General features: G+C 63.1%; 17 protein-coding genes. 14 read left to right on the forward strand and 3 right to left on the reverse strand.

Features of this window, described 5'->3' with window-relative positions:
- Positions 1 to 47: 47 nt before the first annotated feature.
- Both H3T88_RS08830 and nrdR read left to right on the forward strand, forming a co-directional pair.
- Positions 48 to 401 (forward strand): LysM peptidoglycan-binding domain-containing protein, encoded by a 354-nt coding sequence (locus H3T88_RS08830; RefSeq protein WP_198203782.1) that lies wholly within the window; start codon positions 48 to 50, stop codon positions 399 to 401.
- A 162-nt stretch (positions 402 to 563) separates the two neighbouring features.
- Positions 564 to 1,046 (forward strand): transcriptional regulator NrdR, encoded by a 483-nt coding sequence (gene nrdR, locus H3T88_RS05050; protein ID WP_044090887.1) that lies wholly within the window; start codon positions 564 to 566, stop codon positions 1,044 to 1,046.
- A gap of 157 nt (positions 1,047 to 1,203) precedes the next feature.
- On the opposite strand, the gene H3T88_RS05055 is transcribed toward nrdR, so the two are convergent.
- Entirely contained in the window at positions 1,204 to 3,438 is a 2,235-nt protein-coding gene (locus tag H3T88_RS05055; RefSeq protein WP_198203783.1) for a HelD family protein, read from the reverse strand.
- A 277-nt stretch (positions 3,439 to 3,715) separates the two neighbouring features.
- Here H3T88_RS05055 and mraZ point away from each other — a divergent pair, with 277 nt between their 5' ends.
- The 12 genes from mraZ (at position 3,716) to H3T88_RS08835 (ending at position 18,220) form a co-directional block, all read left to right on the forward strand.
- A complete protein-coding gene (mraZ, locus tag H3T88_RS05060) occupies positions 3,716 to 4,198 on the forward strand; it encodes a division/cell wall cluster transcriptional repressor MraZ (protein WP_110416964.1) in 483 nt (160 codons plus the stop codon).
- Positions 4,199 to 4,209: 11 nt separating this feature from the next.
- A complete protein-coding gene (gene rsmH, locus H3T88_RS05065) occupies positions 4,210 to 5,301 on the forward strand; it encodes a 16S rRNA (cytosine(1402)-N(4))-methyltransferase RsmH (protein WP_232347144.1) in 1,092 nt (363 codons plus the stop codon).
- Positions 5,298 to 5,789, forward strand: a complete 492-nt coding sequence (locus H3T88_RS05070) for a hypothetical protein (protein ID WP_198203784.1) — start codon at positions 5,298 to 5,300, stop codon at positions 5,787 to 5,789. The genes rsmH and H3T88_RS05070 overlap by 4 nt, the downstream gene beginning before the upstream one ends.
- A complete protein-coding gene (locus tag H3T88_RS05075) occupies positions 5,786 to 7,567 on the forward strand; it encodes a peptidoglycan D,D-transpeptidase FtsI family protein (protein ID WP_110416965.1) in 1,782 nt (593 codons plus the stop codon). Before H3T88_RS05070 ends, H3T88_RS05075 begins: the two co-directional genes overlap by 4 nt.
- Positions 7,568 to 7,613: 46 nt before the next feature.
- Positions 7,614 to 8,495: a hypothetical protein gene (locus H3T88_RS05080; protein ID WP_015021562.1), complete on the forward strand. Its 882-nt coding sequence runs from the start codon at positions 7,614 to 7,616 to the stop codon at positions 8,493 to 8,495.
- Positions 8,496 to 8,504: 9 nt separating this feature from the next.
- Positions 8,505 to 10,031, forward strand: a complete 1,527-nt coding sequence (locus tag H3T88_RS05085; RefSeq protein WP_198203785.1) for a UDP-N-acetylmuramoyl-tripeptide--D-alanyl-D-alanine ligase — start codon at positions 8,505 to 8,507, stop codon at positions 10,029 to 10,031.
- A 74-nt stretch (positions 10,032 to 10,105) separates the two neighbouring features.
- The gene (gene mraY / locus H3T88_RS05090; protein WP_015021564.1) at positions 10,106 to 11,209 is read left to right on the forward strand and encodes a phospho-N-acetylmuramoyl-pentapeptide-transferase; all 1,104 of its coding nucleotides are present in this window, start codon (positions 10,106 to 10,108) and stop codon (positions 11,207 to 11,209) included.
- Positions 11,210 to 11,288: 79 nt separating this feature from the next.
- Positions 11,289 to 12,728 (forward strand): UDP-N-acetylmuramoyl-L-alanine--D-glutamate ligase, encoded by a 1,440-nt coding sequence (murD, locus tag H3T88_RS05095; protein WP_198203786.1) that lies wholly within the window; start codon positions 11,289 to 11,291, stop codon positions 12,726 to 12,728.
- Positions 12,712 to 13,935, forward strand: a complete 1,224-nt coding sequence (locus H3T88_RS05100; protein ID WP_015021566.1) for a peptidoglycan glycosyltransferase FtsW — start codon at positions 12,712 to 12,714, stop codon at positions 13,933 to 13,935. Before murD ends, H3T88_RS05100 begins: the two co-directional genes overlap by 17 nt.
- Before the next feature lie 70 nt (positions 13,936 to 14,005).
- The gene (locus tag H3T88_RS05105; RefSeq protein WP_198203922.1) at positions 14,006 to 15,238 is read left to right on the forward strand and encodes a UDP-N-acetylglucosamine--N-acetylmuramyl-(pentapeptide) pyrophosphoryl-undecaprenol N-acetylglucosamine transferase; all 1,233 of its coding nucleotides are present in this window, start codon (positions 14,006 to 14,008) and stop codon (positions 15,236 to 15,238) included.
- A gap of 82 nt (positions 15,239 to 15,320) precedes the next feature.
- Positions 15,321 to 16,946 (forward strand): UDP-N-acetylmuramate--L-alanine ligase, encoded by a 1,626-nt coding sequence (murC, locus tag H3T88_RS05110; protein WP_415873730.1) that lies wholly within the window; start codon positions 15,321 to 15,323, stop codon positions 16,944 to 16,946.
- Positions 16,943 to 18,220 carry a cell division protein FtsQ/DivIB gene (locus H3T88_RS08835; RefSeq protein WP_332461016.1) on the forward strand — a complete coding sequence of 426 codons (1,278 nt, stop codon included), beginning with the start codon at positions 16,943 to 16,945 and terminating at the stop codon, positions 18,218 to 18,220. Before murC ends, H3T88_RS08835 begins: the two co-directional genes overlap by 4 nt.
- Here the strand turns inward: H3T88_RS08835 and dtd are convergent.
- Both dtd and H3T88_RS05125 read right to left on the reverse strand, forming a co-directional pair.
- Positions 18,213 to 18,713, reverse strand: a complete 501-nt coding sequence (gene dtd, locus H3T88_RS05120) for a D-aminoacyl-tRNA deacylase (RefSeq protein WP_198203788.1) — start codon at positions 18,711 to 18,713, stop codon at positions 18,213 to 18,215. The genes H3T88_RS08835 and dtd overlap by 8 nt on opposite strands.
- Positions 18,714 to 19,107: 394 nt before the next feature.
- Positions 19,108 to 19,626, reverse strand: a complete 519-nt coding sequence (locus tag H3T88_RS05125) for a GNAT family N-acetyltransferase (RefSeq protein ID WP_198203789.1) — start codon at positions 19,624 to 19,626, stop codon at positions 19,108 to 19,110.
- Between the last annotated feature and the right edge of the window lie 59 nt (positions 19,627 to 19,685).

The raw sequence follows: 19,685 nt of genomic DNA on the forward strand, positions 1-19,685 counted from the left end.
CCCGCATGTCTGCGCCGTCGAACCTGTTTTCGACCTGCCTGGCGTCTGTGAGCTCTGTGTTCTCATCCTTCACGGACCGTCTTCGTGGAGCTGTCAAGGCCTGGCACGATCAGGGTTTTCTGGGTGTCATCGTGCGCAGATTCGGAGTTTTCCTAGCCGTCGGCGCTCTGACCCTGTCTGGGTTCGGATGGATGGCTCGGCCGGCCAGTTCCGCTCCGGGGCCGCAGGAGGTCATCACAAGAACAGTTCGTCCGGGCGACAATGTCTGGTCCTATGCGGCCTCAATCACCCCGCAAGGGGAGGATGTCGCTAAAAACGTAGATCGTATCATGCAGATCAACAACATGTCCTCTCCCAATCTGCGCGTTGGCGACCGAATTCTGATTCCCGGCGACGATTGATGCAGCGACTTTCGATCCGGGGGAGGGGATTAAAGACGGGGCTTCGATGACTTGTCGCCTGGATGCAGGTACTAGCGGAATTCAAGGAGTTTGTCCAGGGTTATACGCTAATAGGCCCGGTATACGTGGGTCTTGAGGTTCTTTGGCGCTATGATATTGAATATGCACTGTCCTTTCTGCCAGAATCCCGATACCAAGGTTGTGGATACGCGAATCAGCGACGACGGCCATGCCATCAGACGCCGCCGTGAGTGCCCGCAATGCTCGCGTCGGTTCACCACGGTGGAGACCTCAATTCTCCTGGTCATGAAACGCTCAGGCAATGCCGAACCCTTCAACCGCGACAAGGTCATCTCTGGCGTGAGGAAGGCCTGCCAGGGCAGGCCCATCGATGAGAATGACCTGAAGCTCCTAGGCCAGCAGGTTGAAGAGGATCTGCGTTCACGCGGTCTGGCTCAAGTTGATTCGGAAGAGGTCGGCAGGGCCATCCTGAAGCCCCTCAGGGAATTGGACGAGGTGGCATATCTGCGCTTCGCCTCGGTCTACCGCAACTTCAGCAACCTGGAGGACTTCCAGCAGGCCATTGACACCCTGCGCGCCGAAGACCAGTCGGCTGAAGAGCAGTCTGCTACTGCACAGTCCTGAAGTCAGCTATTCCGGCATCGGTCATTCTGACTGCAACAGAACCACACTGCAACAGGCCAGCGAGTTCCGTCAATGCGTGACGGGGCTGGCCTGTAACCGGCTTAGCACGAATTGAATGGGGGTTCCAGGCACGATACAGGCCAGGCACCCAGGCAAGTCATCCCAGGTCCAGCAGCCTCTGATCCTCGGAAGTCTGGGCGATGACCAGCTCCTGGGTCGGTCGCGTCATGGCCACATAGAGGTCGGCCGCCGCGCTCAGCCTGGAGGGGGCTTCATTCTGAATGGCCCCAGGCTCAACCAGAACCACGGCGTCGAACTCCAGGCCCTTGGTGTGACCGGTGGTTGTGACTGTGATCTGATGCTCCTGAGCCTTATCAATATGCAGCCGCGAGCTGACCTCGGCTTCCAGAGCGCTGGGAACGATGATGGCCAGGCGTCCGGTACCGTCTTTGCCCAGATGACGTTCCGCCAATTTGCTCACCAAGTCGGGCAGCTGGTCCAGCAGGCTGGCCCGATCCTCTGCCCTTAGGTGGCTGACCGATCCTTCCACCTCGCGCACGGCCTTGAGTGTTGAAACCTCAAGACCCTCGGAGGCTGCGAAGGATGAGGCCAGGTTGGATACCTGACGAGGGTTGCGATAGTCGATGGTCAGCTGCCGCAGGTCCCACCCGTCCGGGCCGAAAAGCTTATCCATGGTGGAGGCCCAGGATCGGGTGCCGCCCAGGGCCGCTGTCTGGGCCACGTCCCCGACAATGGTAAAGGAACGGGAGGGGCAGCGCCGGACCAGCATCCTCCAGTCCATGGCCGTCAGTTCCTGGGCCTCATCGACCACGATGTGCCCGTAGACCCATTCGCGGTCGGCGGCCGCCTGGGCAGCTGCCTGGTTATCGTCCTGGCCGTTGATGGAATCCAGCAGCATCTGCGAGGTCACGATGCCCGTTCCGATGCCGTTCTGGGCCAGGGTGTCGCTGGCGAACCGGCGTTCCTCATCGCGGCGGGCCTTTTCAGCCTGGTCTCGATCCGCCTGGCGGGGGTCGGGGCCCAGCAGTTCCATGGCCTCGTCCAGGATGGGGATGTCGGATACGGTCAGTTCGGCGCCGTCCTGCCGGGTCAGCAGGTCAATCTGTTCAGGGGTCAGCCAGGGGGCGAACCGGCGCAGACGGTCCGGCCTGGACCAGAGGTCGTTGACCAGCCAGCGGGGGTTCATGGGCAGCCAGGCCAGATTGAGTGTCCTCCGCACCTGGTCGTTCAGCCGCAGCAGGGAGGTGACACGGGCTAGTTCCTCAGCTCCGGGCTCGTAATCCACTCCCTCGGCGTAACGGGCGGTCATGGCGCTCAGGGCCGAGCGCACGAAGGTGTTCCTGGCCTTGTTGTGGGGCTGGTGGCTGCGGCGGGCATCGACCAGGGCCTGTTCCAGGTCGACAGCCAGCATGGGGACGGCAACCCCATCCACCTTGACCGTGGGCAGGGAGGCAGGCACCCGCTCCCTGGCGGCGACGGCGTTGGCTACGGCCTCGGCCATGCGGATGTCCCCCTTGAGCCGGGCTATGTGCGGGTCCTCCCGGCGTTCGGTGCTGATGCCGGGGATGAGGTCCCCCATGGTGCGGCTGAGCACTCCGGTCTCGCCCAGGGAGGGCAGGACCTGGTCGATGTAGTGCAGGAAGGCGTTGCTGGGCCCGACGATCAGCACGCCTGCACTCTCCAGTCGGCGCCGATGGGTGTAGAGCAGATAGGCCGCCCGGTGCAGGGCCACGGCCGTCTTGCCGGTGCCTGGACCGCCCTGGACCACCAACGGGCGGGTCATGGGGGATCGGATGATTCGGTCCTGTTCGGCCTGGATGGTGGCCACGATGTCGGTCATCTGGCCGGTCCGGCGGCTGGACAGGGACGCCATGAGCGCGCCCTCGCCGGCCAGTGTGCCGCCCTGGGCTGCCTTGTCCACCTCGGGGGCCGTCAGGTCCAGAACCTCATCCTCGATGCCGGTGACCTGGCGAAAGTTGAGGGTGATGTGCCGACGCATGACGATGTCGCCGTGATCCGCCGGCGTGGCCTCGTAGAAGGGGCGTGCGGCCTCGGCCCGCCAGTCGGTCAGGATGGGCTCGTGGTTGCTGTCAAGCAGGCCCAATCGTCCTATGTATCGTCGGCCGCCCTGGGCCGTATCCAGCCGGCCGAAGACCAGACGGTCCTCCACAGCCCGCAGTTGGGTGAGCCGGTCCTCATACATGTTGGCGAAGGAATCCCGCTCAGTGCGCTGGGTGGGGGATCCGTGGGAGCCGGCGGCCCGGACTGCGTCCAGTCTGGTTCTGGCCTGCGTCCGCAGCTCGTCCAGACGGCCGTAGGCCCTGTCCACCGCCGCCTGCTCTTCATGCAGCTGTGAGGAATAGCTCGACATGTGTGTCCGTTCTGTCCAATGTTCAAAAATCGGATGATCCAATATACCGCTCGACCTCTACTTTTCCGGCCCTGCAGACACTTGGTCGCGCCTTCTTTGCCGGGTGGCGAAACGCCGAGGCGGACCTTTTGCCGAGGCGAATGGTTGAGTTTGGGCCTGTAGTGGTGTCATGGTGGTGAGCAATGGGGATAAGTGGGGTAAAGTGGGGAGCGTTGCGCAGGGGACGCCACCCGATGGGGTCGTCCCACAGTTACCAAACTGGCATTGGAGGTGGGGCATGGCCGATACATACGACGCAGATGCCGCCCCGCCTTCCCTGCCGCCCATGCTTCTGGGCACTTATACGCCCAAGATGGATTCCAAGGGCCGCCTGGCTCTGCCGGCCAAGTTCCGCGCCCAGCTGGGTCAGGGCCTGGTCATGGCCCGCGGCCAGGAGCGCTGCGTCAGCCTGCTGCCCACCGAGGAATTTCGGCGGATGGCCGTGCGCATCCAACACACCTCCATGGGTGACAAGTCAGCCAGGGACTACCTGAGGGTATTTCTGTCCGGCGCCGTCGACCAGGTTCCAGACAAGCAGGGGCGCATCCTGGTTCCGCCTATGCTCCGCTCCTATGCACGGCTGACCGGCCCTGTCGTGGTCATCGGCGTGGGTACCCGTGCTGAGATATGGGATCAGGATTCCTGGTCCGCCTACCTGGATAGCAAGGAGCAGGGTTACGCCGATATTGCCGACGATGTTCTTCCGGCGGTGGATTGCTGATGGAGGCCCTCATGGAATATCGCAATCCACCCGATCAGGAGGCCGTGGACAGGGGCATGGTCCATCGTCCCGTCCTGCTGGAACGCTGCCTTGCGCTGGCCCGGCCCGCCTTGGGGCACCCTGGGGCCGTGGCTGTGGATTGCACGCTGGGCCTGGCCGGTCACGCCACCGCCTTCCTCAAGTCCTGCCCTGAGGCCTGTCTTATTGGCATCGACAGGGATCGCCAGGCCCTTGATCTGGCCGTTGGCCGGATGCGAGACGAGGGTCTGGCCGACCGCTTCACACCGGTACATGCCCCCTTTGACCAGCTGGATCAGCAGCTGGATGTGCTGGGTGTAGGCCAGGTTGATCTGGTCTTCATGGATTTGGGGCTGTCCTCCCTGCAGATTGACCAGCGCGACAGGGGGTTCACCTACCGGCAGGACGCTCCGTTGGACATGCGTATGGACACCAGCCAGGAGCTGACGGCCACACAGGTCCTGGCCGAGTATGACCAGGATCAGTTGGCCCACATCTTTTCCCGGTACGGGGAGGAACGCTATGCAGGACGCATCGCTCGGGCCATCGTTGAGGCCAGGCAGCAGCAGCCGCTGACCACCTCGGCCCAGCTGGACCGTCTGGTCGACAGGGTTGTGCCGCGTGGCCATCGTCCACCCGGCAATCCGGCCAAGAGGGTCTTCCAGGCCCTGCGCATCGAGGTCAACGGGGAGCTGGACCGTCTCAGGCGCACCCTGCCCCAGGCCATTCTTCGCTTGGCCCAGGGGGGGCGTCTGGTTGTGGAGTCCTATCACTCCCTGGAGGATCGCATGGTCAAGCGCTTCATGGCGTCTGGGCTGCACGTGGACCTGCCGGCGGGTATGCCGGTGGTACCCGATCAGGCCCGCCCCTATCTGTCGGACCTGACTCATGGGGCCATCAAAGCTGACCCGGCCGAGCGGGAGCGCAACCCCAGGTCCGCCTCGGTGCGCCTGCGGGCCGTGGAGAAGATAGGAGCCATCCCTGAGGAGCGTCGTCGTCGGCTTCAGGCCGAGGCGCATGGTGAGAGTTCAGATGGTCGCCACCGCCATGTCGGCCATGGTCCGGAATCGAGGCGCCGGTCATGACCATGCCAGCACGTTCAGTCCGTTCCAAGGCCACTCCGGACAAGGGACATCCTCGCATCCAGGAGATGCCCACCAGGCCTGAGCTGAGTCTGATCAAGGGCACGGGCAAGGCAGGCAAGGCGCGCCGGCCGGAACGAGGCCCAGTGGCTGAGGGGGCCCGGCGTCTGATCGGCTGGACGCGGACCCGCGGCAATCCTCTGCTACGGATCATGACCTCCGTGGTTTTTCTTGCCGCCTGCATGTTCGGCTCCCTGATGCTGCGCACCCAGATGGTCCAGGATTCCTTCGAAGCCACCCGAATCCAGCGTGAGATCAGCAACCTCAACCAGGACGTCCAGGATGACCAGAACAAGCTCGACCAGCTCCAGGCCTCTCTGCCGGACAAGGCCCAGCAGTTGGGCATGCAGCCCCAGCAGGGTCTGAACTCCATCGATCTGCAGGGCTATAAGCCTCCCGAGAACACCCAGGACAAGGCGGGGAATCCATGAGCGGGAAGGGAGCCAAGCGCTCCTGGCGCCTGTCCTTCTGCAAGCGTTCGTTGTCCGTTGGCCTGATCCTGGTCCTGGTGGCCGCGCTGGCCTTGGGCAAATTGGCATATATCCAGCTATTCGACGGAAGGTCCATGGCCCAGGCCGCTGCGGCGGGTCGCACCGTGCCGCATACCATCAAGGCCCAGCGTGGCCGCATCCTGGATGTCAATGGCCGGGTGCTGGCCCAGAGCCTGGAGCGGTACAACATCATCGGCGACCCCGAGGCGGCCGCTTCCTTCATACCTGTCAACTGCACCAAGCGCACAGGCAGCGACTGCCACAGCATCAAGGGCCACCCGGTGGGCGCCGACGGTGCTGCCGGCGTGGCCCGCCTCCTGGCGCCGGCCCTGGGGATGAACGCCATGGAGCTGGGAGGCAAGCTCAGCGTCCCTGGCAGATATGTGGTCCTGGCCAAAGGGGTGACCCCCGAGGTCAAGCGCGCTATCGACAAGCTGGGGCTGCAGGGGATCATCACGGCCGAACTGAGCAGTGAACGCACCTATCCGCACGCGGATCTGATGGGGGCCCTGATCGGGGGCATCGACGACAGCGGTAAGGGCGTGGCCGGGATCGAGCAGATGGAGAACAAGCGGCTGACCGGCACTGACGGCTATACGGTCTATCAGCAGGGAATGCTGGGCCAGGAGATTCCAGGAACCGTGACCCGTCAGCGCAATCCGGTCAACGGCAAGGATGTCACCCTGACCATTGACCAGGACGTGCTCTGGTACGTCCGTCAGGCCCTCAAGTCAGGTTGCCAGCGCTATCAGGCGGACTGGGGCCTGGCTGTGGTTCAGGACACCCGCACCAACGAGATCGTGGCCCTGGCCGACACCGATGATTACCAGGCTGGTAGCGACCAGGCCAAGGTCAACTCCTCAAGGGCGGTGGCGGAGACCTTCGAGCCCGGCTCCATAGGCAAGACCATCTCTGCCGCAGGCATGCTCCAGGAGCAGCTCCACGCCATGAGCGACCGCTTCACCGTGCCCGACCATATCACCGTGGACAACCAGCAGTACAAGGACGCCTTCTACCACCCCGCCGAGCACTGGACTCTTGCCGGCATTCTGCAGAACTCCTCCAATGTGGGCATGATCATGGCCGCGGATCAGTACTCTGATCAGAAGCGTTACGAGTATCTGACCCGCTTCGGCATCGGCCAGGCCTCGGCCCTGGGTCTGCCAGGGGAGTCCAAGGGCCTGCTGACCACGCCTCAGACCTGGGACCGGCGCACCCGCAACACGGTTCTGTTCGGACAGGGCTACGCCACCAACGCTGTCCAGCTGACCAATGCCGTCGCCACCCTGGCCAACAAGGGAGTCCGTTCCGACCAGACAATCATCCGCGGTCAAGGCGCCGTCAAGGCCAATCAGGTCAGGGTCGTGGACGAAAAGGTGGCGGCTGCGGTCATGAACGGCATGGAGTCGGTGGCCGAGAAGTACCAGAACACAGCCAAGGTGGAAGGCTATCGGGTGGCTTCCAAGACCGGAACCGCCGAGGTGGCCGACAGCTCGGGCAACCTGAGCGGCATCATCAGCGACTGGGTGGGGATCCTGCCCGCCGACGACCCCCATTTTGTGGTCACTGTGGCGCTGAAGAACCCCCACAGCAGCGATGGCGTTTTCGGCAGTATGACCGCCGGACCCATCTTTGCCCAGATCGGTGAATTCCTTATGCAGAAATACCAGGTCCCCGCTTCGCCGCCGAGGACCGATGCTATCCCGGTAACATGGTGATACCGGCAGGCATCATGGCGTTCCCGGACGAAGGAGAGATTGCAGCATGAGTGCGCTGAGTGAATCAATCTCCCGACGGTTGACCCTGGGTCAGCTCAAGGGGCGCTACGGGTTGACCCTGGTCCCTGACTTCGCTGAACCAGTCACGGTGACCTCATTGGTGGACGACCTGCCCTCAGTGCGTCCCGGCAGCCTGTACGTGCCTGCAGACCACCAGGTGGACCAGGGCATGATCGAGGAGGCCGAAAGCCGTGGGGCCTACGCAGCCCTGCTGCCGACCTCGGCGCGTCAAGAGGTGGGCCGAGCCCGCATACCCCTGCTCTTCGGCACCATGCACGCCTGGCAGATGGGCCAGTTGCTGGCCAACGCCGCCGGTGATCCTTCTGGAGCCCTGGCTGTTTTCGCCTTGGTTGGTTCCCAGGTACAGGATCAGGTGGATCTCCTGGCTGACTTCCTGCACGTGCTGGGCAATCCCGTCGGCATTCTCAGCGCCAAGGGTTCGTACTCGCTGGACCGGCGACTGGACCTGGAATATCCCCTGAGCATGTTCGATGTGCAGCGAAGTCTGTCCATCGCCCTGGAAGACGGGGCGGCCGCCGTGGTCATCTCCGTGGAGGAACAGACCCTGGCAAGGGATGCCCTGCAGGCGGTGGACCTGGATGTGGTGGCCCTGGGCGCCCAGGAGGGCTCCACCCGCGATATGCGGCACGTGAGGCTGATCTCCAAGGCCCGTCGATACGGATTCAACCTTGGCGGGCACACCATCGTAGCCCGGCGCAACGAGGAATCAGACGGGCTGGCCCGCCAGTCCCTGCCCGCGGATGCGGAAAGCGACGATCTGTCCCTGTGCATCGCCATGACCATGGCCGCCGGCGTCAAACGCAACAACATCAGGAGCGCCCTGCGCGTCTCCCGTGAAATGTCCTGAGAGGTGAGGATGAGTCAGTCTGTAGGGGCCGGGTCCATGCCCATGACCCTGGAAGAGGTCGTCGGATATGTGCACGGTCGGCTGGTCGAGGCCGGTCCTGGTCGCGAACCCGATCGGCGGTCCGTGCGCATGCGGGTGGTGACCGACTCCCGGCAGACGGGGGCAGATGGGCTCTTCGTAGCAATCAAGGGCGAGCACGTGGACGGGCATGACTATGTTCCCGGCCTGGGGGCCCAGGGCTGCCGCGCGGCCTTGGTCGACCGCCTCGTTCCGGGTGCTGACCTGCCGCAGATTCTTGTGGACGATACGGTTGCTGCCCTGGGGCTGTTGGCGCGGGCCAACATAGACCGTCGGCGCAAGGCCTCAGGCCCTTTCACGGTCATCGGCATCACCGGCTCTGTCGGCAAGACCACGACCAAGGATCTGCTGGCCTCCCTGCTGGCCCTGCTGGGTCCTGTGGTGGCTCCGGTCGGGTCTTTCAACAATGAGATCGGTCTTCCTCTGACTGCCTTGGAGGTCGGGCCGGACACCCGCTACCTGGTGGCGGAGATGGGTGCCAATCACGTGGGCGAGATAGCAAGCCTGACCCGAATGGTTCCCCCTGACATGGCTCTGGTCCTCAAGGTGGGGGTGGCCCACCTGGGCGAATTCGGCTCCGTGGAGCGCATCGCCAAGGCCAAGAGCGAGATCGTGCAAGGCCTGGTGCCGGACGGGACCGCCGTGCTCAATGCAGACGATTCCCGGGTGGCGGCCATGGCCGATCTGGCCTCTGGGCCTGTCCTGCGGTTTGGCATGGCCGGTGAGGACGGTGGAAGGGACCGCGATTTGGACGGTTCGGCTCGCTATCTGGATAGCGACAGCCTGGACAGGTCGGCCTTTGAGCTGCGCCTGCGTGGCCATCAACCAGTTCGGCTGCGTCTGGGCATCCCGGGACGGCACAATGTCATGAATGCCCTGGCCGCCGCCACGGTAGCCCACGCCTTGGGTCTGGACGCAGATCGTATCGCCGACGAGCTGGGTCGACAGCAGCGGATCAGCCCGCATCGAATGGCCGTATCTTCGGTCCAGCTTCCGGATGCCTCCTTCACCCTGATTGATGATTCCTTCAACGCCAATCCCGACTCTGTGCGGGCCGGTCTGGACGCCCTGGCCGCCTGGAGGGGATCCGATGGCCCGCTCTATCGGATAGCAGTCCTGGGGGCCATGCTTGAGCTGGGCGATCGAGGGAAGCAGTTGCACCAGGAGATAGGTACCTACTGCCGTCGTCAGGGCATTGATGCATTGGTCGCGGTGGGCTGCCGGGATCAGCAGATGGACGGTCTGGTCCAAGCCCTGGTCCGTGGTGCCGGTGGCCCATCCGATCCGAGCGGGGATCAGCCTGGAGCCATGCGGGTCCTCTTCGCCCAGGATGCCGATCAGGCCGATCAAATGGTACGCCGCCTATGCGCCGAGCATTCGGACCGGCAGCATCTCGTCCTGCTCAAGGGCTCACACATGTCCGGTCTGTCCGATCTGGCCGACCGGTGGCAGGGCTGAGCTATGAATCTACCGGCATCCCCGCAGCGGGGTCTAATATTCAAGGACAGAATCCAAGAGTTGGAGTACACACTGTGATTGCCCTCATCATCGGAATCCTGGTCGCCCTGGTGGTGACGCTGGCGGGGACCCCCCTGCTGATACGGCTGGTCCACCGACTGCACTACGGACAGTACATCCGCCAGGACGGCCCCAAGTCCCACCTGGTAAAGCGCGGCACCCCGACCATGGGCGGGCTGGTCATCAACCTGGCTATTCTGCTGGGCTGGGCAGCTTCGGCGCTCTACCGTTACTTGTCGCGGGGGGAGTCCGTGTCCCTGTCGGCCATGCTGGTTCTGTTCGCCATGCTCTCCATGGGCCTCCTGGGCTTCATCGACGACTTCGCCAAGGTGCGCAAGAAGCAGAACCTGGGCCTGTCGGTCAGGGCCAAGTTCATCGGCCAGTTCATTCTGGCCACCATATATGCGGTGCTGGCCCTGAAGGTGCCCACCAAGAACGGTTACCCCAGCGCGCAGGCAGGCATATCCTTCGTGGAGCAGCCCATCATCGACTTCCGAATGGCGGGCAGCGTCCTGTCCGTGGTCTTGTTCATCATCTGGGTCAATCTGCTGATGACGGCCTGGAGCAATGCGGTCAACCTGACTGACGGCCTGGACGGGCTGGCTTCGGGCTCCTCCATGATTGCCTTCGTGGGTTACACAATCATCGCCTTCTGGGAGAGCTACCACTTGAAGGGCGGCGGCCATCCTGGTCATGCCTACGCGGTCTCCGACCCCCTGGACCTGGCCATCATCGCTTGCTGCGCGGCTGTGGCCTGCTTCGGCTTCCTCTGGTACAACACCAATCCGGCCTCCATCTTCATGGGAGACACCGGATCCCTGGCTCTGGGCGGGCTCTTCGCAGCCCTGTCCATCGCTACCCATACCGAGCTGCTGGCGGTCATTCTGGGCGGGCTTTTTGTGGGAGAGGCGGCCTCCGATGTCATCCAGGTGGGCTACTTCAAGCTCACCCACAAGCGGGTCTTCAAGATGGCGCCCATCCACCACCACTTCGAGCTGATGGGCTGGCAGGAGTCCAAGGTGGTCGTCCGGTTCTGGATGGTCGACCTGATCTTCGTCCTGCTGGCCCTGGTCTGCTTCTATGCAGACTGGGTGGTCCGCTCCGGTTTGCCCATCTGAGTACGTCCATTCACGGTACCGGACTTCGGCAGCCGGTATCATGCCAAGCAGATGCCAGAGCTAGCGGAATGAGGTGTTCATGGATATTGACTTGAGCCAGAAGCGCGTACTGGTCGCCGGGCTGGGTGTTTCCGGACGGAGCGTGGCCGCAGCCCTGCGGGGCCGGGCGGCCGGGGTGACAACTGTGGACCAGCGTGCCCCGCAGGCCGATCTTCATGACTTCGACCAGGTGGACTGGACCCGGGTGGATCTGGTCATGGCTTCTCCTGTCTTCAATCCGCGCACTCCATTTATCCTTGAGGCACAAGGTCGGGGCATTCCCGTGGTCAGCGAGGTGGAGATGGCCTGGATGTTGCGGGTGCCCTCAGAACGGACCGGACAGCCGGCCCCATGGATCGGGATCACCGGTACCAACGGCAAGACCTCGACCACCAGGATGGTCTCCGCCATGATGCAGGCCAGCGGATTCACAGCCCCTGCGGTGGGCAACATCGGCAAGGCCGTCTCCACAGCCGTCCTGGACCCCGACAATGACATACTCTGCGTGGAGCTCAGTTCCTTCCAGCTGCACTTCACCTTCTCACCGACCCTGGAGTGTGCGGCCATCACCAATCTGGCCGACGACCACCTGGACTGGCATGGGGGCTTCGAGGCCTATGCAGCCGATAAGGCGCGCATCTACCGTGGTGTGCGCAAGGCCCTGGTCTACAACGTCGATGACTCCCGGGTCTCCGACCTGGCCAGACAGGCTCAGCCGGCCTCCGGCTGCCAACTGGTGGGGTTCACCCTTGGGCGGCCCGAGGTTGGGCAGCTGGGTGTGGAAGATGGATGGGTCGTGGACCGCAGCGGATTGACCGGTCAGGACCTTGAGCATGGCATCCGGCTGGTCCGGGTGGCCGATCTGACGGATCTGTGTGAGCCTGACGGCACGGTCTATCCTCATCTGCTGGCTGACGCTCTCTGTGCACTGGCCCTGGCACTGGGTGCTGGAGCCAAGGTCGATGCGGCCATCGAGGCCATGCGTGCTTTCACGCCCGGCGACCACAGAATCAGCACCGTGGCCACCCTGGGCCAGGGTTCGCAGGCCATCCGTTTTGTAGACGATTCCAAGGCCACCAACGCCCATGCCGCCGAGGCCTCCCTGGCCAGCTACCATGACGGCCAGGTGGTCTGGCTGGCCGGCGGACTGGCCAAGGGTGCCCGTTTCGACGATCTGGTCAGATCCCGCAGGTCCAAGTTGGCCGCAGCAGTGGTCATCGGCCAGGACCAGCAGCCCATGGCCCAAGCCATCAAGGATCAGGCGCCCGATCTGCCGGTTACCCTGATCGATCCAGGTGCCGGTGATCAGGTCATGGCCCGGGCCGTTCGTGCGGCTGCCTCCTATGCACAGCCCGGCCAGGTGGTTCTGCTGGCCCCCGCCTGCGCTTCCATGGATCAATTCGTCTCTTATGCCGACCGGGGCGATCAGTTTGCCAAGCAGGCAACACAATGGGTCCACGAGCATGAAGCGCGACACTGATTCCAACAAGGCCCCCTCCCAGGGGGCTGGCGGCAAGGGGGACTACCGAGGCTGGCGGGCCATTCTCAACCCGCTCTGGTGCTACTACGGTTTTCTGGCCGCAGTCGTCGCCACCACGGTCTTCGGTCTGATGATGGTATTCTCCTCTTCGGCTGTGGATCTGGTGGCCCAGGGTAGCTCACCCTGGAGCCAGGTCATTCGCCAGACCATATACGCAGTGTTGGGGCTCTTGCTGGCCCTTCTGGCCGTGAGGATCAGCATTGATCACTACCGGAGCTGGAGCACCTGGTTTCTGGTTGTCAGCCAGGGCATCCAGCTGTTGACCCGCACCCCGCTGGGGCGCTCCGCCAACGGCAACGAGGGATGGATCTCGGTGGGGGGCGTCTCCATGCAACCGGCCGAGCTGCTCAAACTGGCCCTGTGCCTGTGGCTGCCACAGGCCCTGATCGAAGCCCAGCGGCAGGCTGGCAAGGATTCCGATTTGAAGAGCCTGGCCAAGGCCTATGCCAAGCCGGCCTTCGGCTTTCTGATCAGCTTCATGTTCATCATGCTGGGCAAGGACCTGGGAACGGCAATGATCATCGTCATCATCGGCTTCGTGGCCTTCCTGGTATCAGGCTTCCCCCTGCGATGGTTGCTCAGCCTGGCGGTCCTGGGGATGGCGGCGGTCATCGGCTTTTCGGTCTACGGCAACAGCAACCGGACACAGCGGATCATGGCCGCCTACGGCAAGTGCTCGGCGGAAGACATTCAGGGTGTCTGCTACCAGTCCATACACGGGCTATACGCCATGGCTTCGGGAGGTCTGACCGGGGTCGGTCTGGGCAACTCCAGGGAGAAGTGGAACTACCTGCCCGAGGCGCACAATGACTTCATCTTCGCTGTCATCGGCGAGGAGCTGGGCTTCGTAGGGGCAGCCATGCTTATTCTGGTCTTCGTGGTCATGGGCTGGTGCATGCTGAGGATCGCCCTGACCACCAGGAACCGGTATGCGGGTATGGTGCTGATCTGCCTGGATGTGTGGCTGGTAGGCCAAGCCCTGATCAACATCTGCGTGGTTCTGGGCCTGCTGCCGGTGATCGGGCTGCCCCTGCCCTTCGTGTCGGCTGGAGGGACCGCGCTGATCTCCTGCCTGGCTTCGGCCGGGGTGGCCCTGCAGATGATTCGAACCCAGCCGGACGTGAAGGCGGCCACGGACGGGTCCTGAGATATGGAATGGATATGGCGGAAAGGAAGCGGATTCGCGGATGACGACAGCGACGAGGACCGAGAGCGGGATGCCTGGGGACGACCATGAGCATGCCGGAAAAGGCGCTGGTCCCCATCTGGTGCTGGCCGGAGGGGGGACGGCAGGGCATGTCAACCCCCTGCTCAGCGTGGCTGCGGCCATTCGAAAGCGCTGCCCCCAGGCTTCTGTCAGCGTGATTGGCACTGCCGTCGGGCTTGAGCACGACCTGGTACCGGCCGCTGGACTGCCCCTGGACCTGATTGAGAAGGTACCCTTCCCTCGTCGTCCCGGTAAGGCCGCCCTCGCCTTCCCCCGGCGTTGGCGGCATGAGGTGCAGCGGGTCCGAGGGTATTTGCAGGATCGGTCGGCCGACATAGTGGTCGGCTTTGGCGGCTATGCTTCGGCACCGGCCTACAGGGCCGCACGAAACCTGGGTCTGCCCATCGTCGTCCACGAGCAGAACGCCCGGGCGGGCATGGCCAACAAGCTGGGTGCTCGCTGGGCTGATTTCGTAGGCACGGTTTATGAGGATACCGGCATCCGGGCCCGGGCCGGCGTGCCTGTGCGCCGCGTGGGTCTTCCCTTGCGGCTAGCCATCGCCCGACTGGCCATGCAGATGGAGACTGATCCTTCGGGCGCTCGCCGGGAGTCTGCACGGACCTTGGGTCTGGATCCCGATAGGCCCATCCTTTTGGTCACCGGGGGATCCCTGGGCGCGCTCAGCCTGAACAAGGCGGTGGCTGGCGCGGCCCGGCAGCTATTGGATCAAACCCAGGTCATCCATCTGACGGGCCGTGGCAAGGCCGACCAAGTCAGAGAGCAGGTGGCGGATGATCTGGGCGATGCAGCCATCAACGATCTGGATCCGGCCCACCAGGGCCAGGGGGACTACCATATGGCCGAATACTTGGAGCGGATCGACCTGGCCTTCGCCTGCGCCGATCTGGTGGTCTGCAGGGCTGGCGCCGGCTCTGTCAGCGAGCTGGCCGCACTGGGCGTGCCGGCCGTATACGTGCCCTTGCCCATCGGCAATGGAGAGCAGCGGTTCAACGCCCAGCCAGTCGTTCAGGCCGGGGGAGGGCTCATGGTCGATGATGCGGCACTGGACGCCAAATGGATGGCCGAGCACGTCCCTGCCCTTATGGCTGATAAGGATAGGCTGGCTGACATGCGCCGCCGGGCCTGGGGATACGGGATTCGCGACGCTGCCCAGGTGATGGCTGAGCAGATTCTGACCATGGCCGACCATCACCTAGCCCGCAAGGACTCAAGGAGGGTCTAATCGGGCATAATGGAGGCAGGCGACGGACGATAGTCCTGAATGGTCCTGAACTGTTTGAGGAGATGCAACTACTGTGCCCAAGATTGAATTGAATACTGTGCCCGGTCGGCAGGGCAAGGGCGACAGGCCCCTGCCGGTTCTGGATCCCTGCCTGCCTGCCCTGGCCCAGGCCGGAGTGCACGACTCCAAGGATCTTGGGCCCACACACTTCATAGGCATCGGCGGGGCTGGGATGAGCGTGCTGGCTGAGATGCTCCATCAGGAAGGGGTACAGGTCTCGGGCTCCGACCGCGCCGAGGGGGACAAGACCCGCCGCCTGCGTCAGCTGGGAATTCAGGTCGCCATCGGTCAGGATGCCAGCAACGTGGCCGGGGCCCGCACAGTGGTCTGGTCCAGTGCCATCAAGCCCGACAATCCCGAGATTCTGGCAGCTCGTGAGGTCGGCGCCCGGCTGGTCCATCGCAGTGACATTCTGAATTTGCTTATGGCTTCCAGGATTTCGGTCACCGTGGCTGGTGCTCATGGCAAGACCACCACCAGCGCACTCTTGGCCCACCTGCTGGCCAAGGGGGGGCAAGGGGATCTGGCTGATCCCAGCTACGCCATCGGCGGCAGCCTTCAGAGCGACCAGGGGCCCATGGACGGAGGGCATGTGGGTGCCGGACGGGTACTGGTGGCCGAGGCGGACGAGTCCGACGGCAGCTTTGGCAAGTACACTCCTGACGTCGCCATCATCACCAACGTGGAGCCCGACCATCTGGACCACTACGGCACGGCTGATGCCTTCCACCAGGCCTTTGTGGAACATGCCCGGCATGCCCGCCGTTTTCTGGTGGTCTGCGGAGACGACCAGGGCGCCCTGGAGGTGTTGCGGCGGTTGCAGGGGAACTGCCAGGCCAAGATTATCGTCTATGCTTCGGATCCCCAGCTGAATACTGACTCCCTGCCTGGGGTTCTGGGTCTGGTCCGCATCGAGTCCGAGTCCGAAAGCAGCGGTAGCGGTCGTGAGCATTGCCGTCTGGCCCTCCCCGCGAAGGTGCTCCAGGCGGCAGGGTTGGAGGCCGGCAAGACGCTCGAACTGCAGGTGGATTTGGCGATTCCCGGCATCCACAACGCCCGCAATGCCGCCGCGGCAATCATCGCCGCCATCCTGCTGGGGATGGATCCCGATACGGCCGCCGCTTCTGCCGCAGACTTCCATGGGGCCTCTCGACGCTTCGAGGTTCGCGGAATCCAGCATGGGGTCACCGTAGTGGACGATTACGCCCATCATCCTACGGAGATCGCCGCCCTGCTGACCGCCGCCAGACGGCGTTATCCGGGTCGGACCATCAGGGTGCTCTTCCAGCCCCACCTGTATTCGCGAACCGCCATCTTCGCCGACCGTTTTGCGGCTGCTCTGTCCCTGGCGGATGATGTGACCGTCACCGACATCTTCCCCGCCCGCGAGTTGGCCAGAGATTTTCCGGGCGTGGATGCCGGGACCATCCCCGCAGCCGCCCGTAAGGCATCGAACCGGGAGTCCCAGGATTCCGGGAAGAGGTCGACCGGAACCGTCTTCCGGGCTTGCCCGGACATGCATCAGGCCGCTCTGGACCTGGCGGAACGGGCGGAGCCGGGGGATGTGATCCTGACCGTAGGCGCCGGCGATGTCACTGCCATGGGACCGGTCATTCTCGACAAGCTGGTTGAACGGGACGAGCAGTGAGGACCGGCAAGGGTCGCAGCGCCTCCGGCGGAGCTTCTTCCAGGACCAAGGCCGTCCGGGCAGCCAAAGCTGCTCGGACAGCCCGGTCTGGGCGTACCAAGTCTTCAGGAGAGGAACCGCGGACTGGCAGGACCGCCAGATCAGCCAGGTCGACCGCCTCCGATGTTTCAGCGCAGGCCAACCGGTCCAAGATCGACAAAACAGGCGGCGAGGGTAGGCGTCTCAAGCGCTCCAAGCGTCTCAAAGGTTCAAAGCGTTTCAATGGTCGCCCGAATCGTTCCAGGAATGCGGGCGGATCGAGGACACGTAGCGTCAGATCCGCCTATTCATCCTCCCGCTCTCTGGTACAAGGCAGTAGCGCCTCGGCCTCCAAGTCTGCGGTGCGCAAATCCGCGACCACACGTTCGGCGAGTTCGGGTGAAGGATTCGTCGATGCCCGGACCATACCGCCGGACCGGCCCGTCTCTGGCAGGATAGGCACCGACCAGGAGGATCAGGGGCTGGGGATCTTCGTCCGGCCCAAGGTTCTGGACTTTCAGGCCCGGGTGCGCGAGAAGAAGAAGGTCAGCCGCAGACTGGTCCTGATCCGGACAGGTGTCGTCCTCCTGGTCATGGCTCTGATAGCAGGACTGGCATGGTTGCTCTTTCTCTCGCCGGTCTTCCGCCTGCAGGCCGACAAGGTCAGTGTCAGCGGCGGCAATGCCTGGGTGTCCAACGATCGGGTGGCCTCAATCGTGGCCCATCAGGGAGATCGCTCGCTGCTGCTGATTTCCACCAATGGCGTCGAGGAGGAGATCAGCGGCATGGCCGGGGTGACCGATGCCGAGGTCCGCAAGAGTTTTCCGCACGGTCTGGAGGTGACCTTCGATGCCCAGGAGCCCACTGCGGTCTTCAAGGATGCGCAGGACAAACTGACGGCCGTCGACAGACAGGGGAGGGTGCTCAACACCGTGTCCAAACCGGTGCACGGGGTGCCGGTCATCCAGGTGGCCACCGTGAAGCGTGCCCAGCAGGATCAGGCGGTCAGACAGACTCTGCGGATTCTGTCGACCATGCCTGAGACCATGCGTCATTCGGTGACCAAGGTGACCGCGGAAACCCAGGACTCCATCACCACCGAGCTGGACCAGGGCAAACATGTCATCATCTGGGGCGACGGCTCCGACCTGAAGCTCAAGCAGGCCGTGGTCGACAAGATCATCAACGATCCATCCAAGATCGGCGACAAGCATCAGCTGGATGTGTCGGCGCCCCTGCGGCCAATCGTCAAATAGTCGCTGCAGGAGCTGCCGTCTTCATCAACCTGTCAGTGTCCAGCAGGATGGTCACCGGGCCGTCGTTGACCATATCCACCCGCATGTGGGCGCCGAATTGTCCGACGGCAACTGGCACACCGGTCGCGGCCAGTGCCTGGTTCAGATTTTGCCAGACGCTTTGAGCGTGTTGGGGTTCGCCCGCAGCCATGAAACTGGGTCGATTGCCGCGCCGCAGATCCGCGTAAAGAGTGAACTGGGAGATGGAGAGGATGGATCCGCCGCAGTCCAGGACCGACCGGTTCATCCGGCCTTCCTCGTCGGGGAAGATGCGCATCCGGGTCAGCTTGCGGACGGCATAGTTGACCTGGTCAGCTCCGTCGCCATCCTGGACGGCCACCAGCAGCAAGAGTCCCTTGCCAATGCTTTGGGGTTTAAAATCAGGATCTGGCTGCCCTTGCTCGTCGACCACATCGACCCGGGCATGGCTGACCCGCTGTATGACGATTCTCATGCTTTCAGTCTAAATACTTCAGACGTTGTTGTAGTATCGCAGGGAAAAGCTGGACCGGTACCTGGTTGGTGTCAGGTCGGAGAACCGTTTGAAGACTGGCATGAAAGACGCCCACTTCAATGTAGTCGTAGCAGGGCTGGTTCCTGTCAAGGGTCCAGTCGATGGCTGTCCCGTGAACTCTTTCGATGCCTAGCTTCAGGTCGAAGCCGAATATGCCTGTGTCATCAAGGTAATACGACGGGCTTGGTCGTCGACACGGTCCTGATCAGCGTGCATGGATGATGTCATGATGAGTTACCTGCTTTTTCCGCTGATAGGAGGATTCTGGTCAGTCATGGTTTTCCTTGGATCGTCCCGGATTTGTCGGCGTCGCTTGGATGTACAGACGTATCCTTCAACTGACTGCTGCGGTCATGATCCAGTCGGTCTGTAGTTCCTCGCCCAAGGTGAAGGTGTGTTCCCCGGTCCGTTTGAAGCCCATGGCTTGGTAGAAACGTTGGGCGGGCTCATTGTGTTCCCATACGACCAGCCAGATTTTGTTCAAATTCTGAGTCCTGGCACGTTTGAAGGCTTGATTGACCAGCAGGGTGCCCAACCCGCGGTGCTTGAAGTCAGATAGAACATATAGCCGCTCGATCTCCATGGATGTGTCGCCGAACTGCTCTGTTTGGGCCTTCCAGGTGTTGAGCTGCATGTAGGCTGCGGGCGTGCCGTCCACGCTGGCGAGCAGAAAAACGGATTCAGGTTCGGACAGTTTCGACTTGACCAATTCGGGGGAGAAGTAGTGCCGGAGGTAGTCTTCCATGTTCTCTTGGCTGTTGTCGGCGGCGAAGGTGTCGCGGAAGGTGGTCATGCCCAAGGAACGTATCAGCCTGGCATCATCTGATGTGCATTGCCGTATTGTTGTGGTCATGATGGCGATTCCTGTACTCTTGATTTTATTTGTTGCTGAGGTGTATCTGCTTTGTTGTG

It is taken from the genome of Bifidobacterium sp. W8110 (assembly GCF_016101375.1).
Taxonomy (GTDB): Bacteria; Actinomycetota; Actinomycetes; order Actinomycetales; family Bifidobacteriaceae; genus Bombiscardovia; species Bombiscardovia asteroides.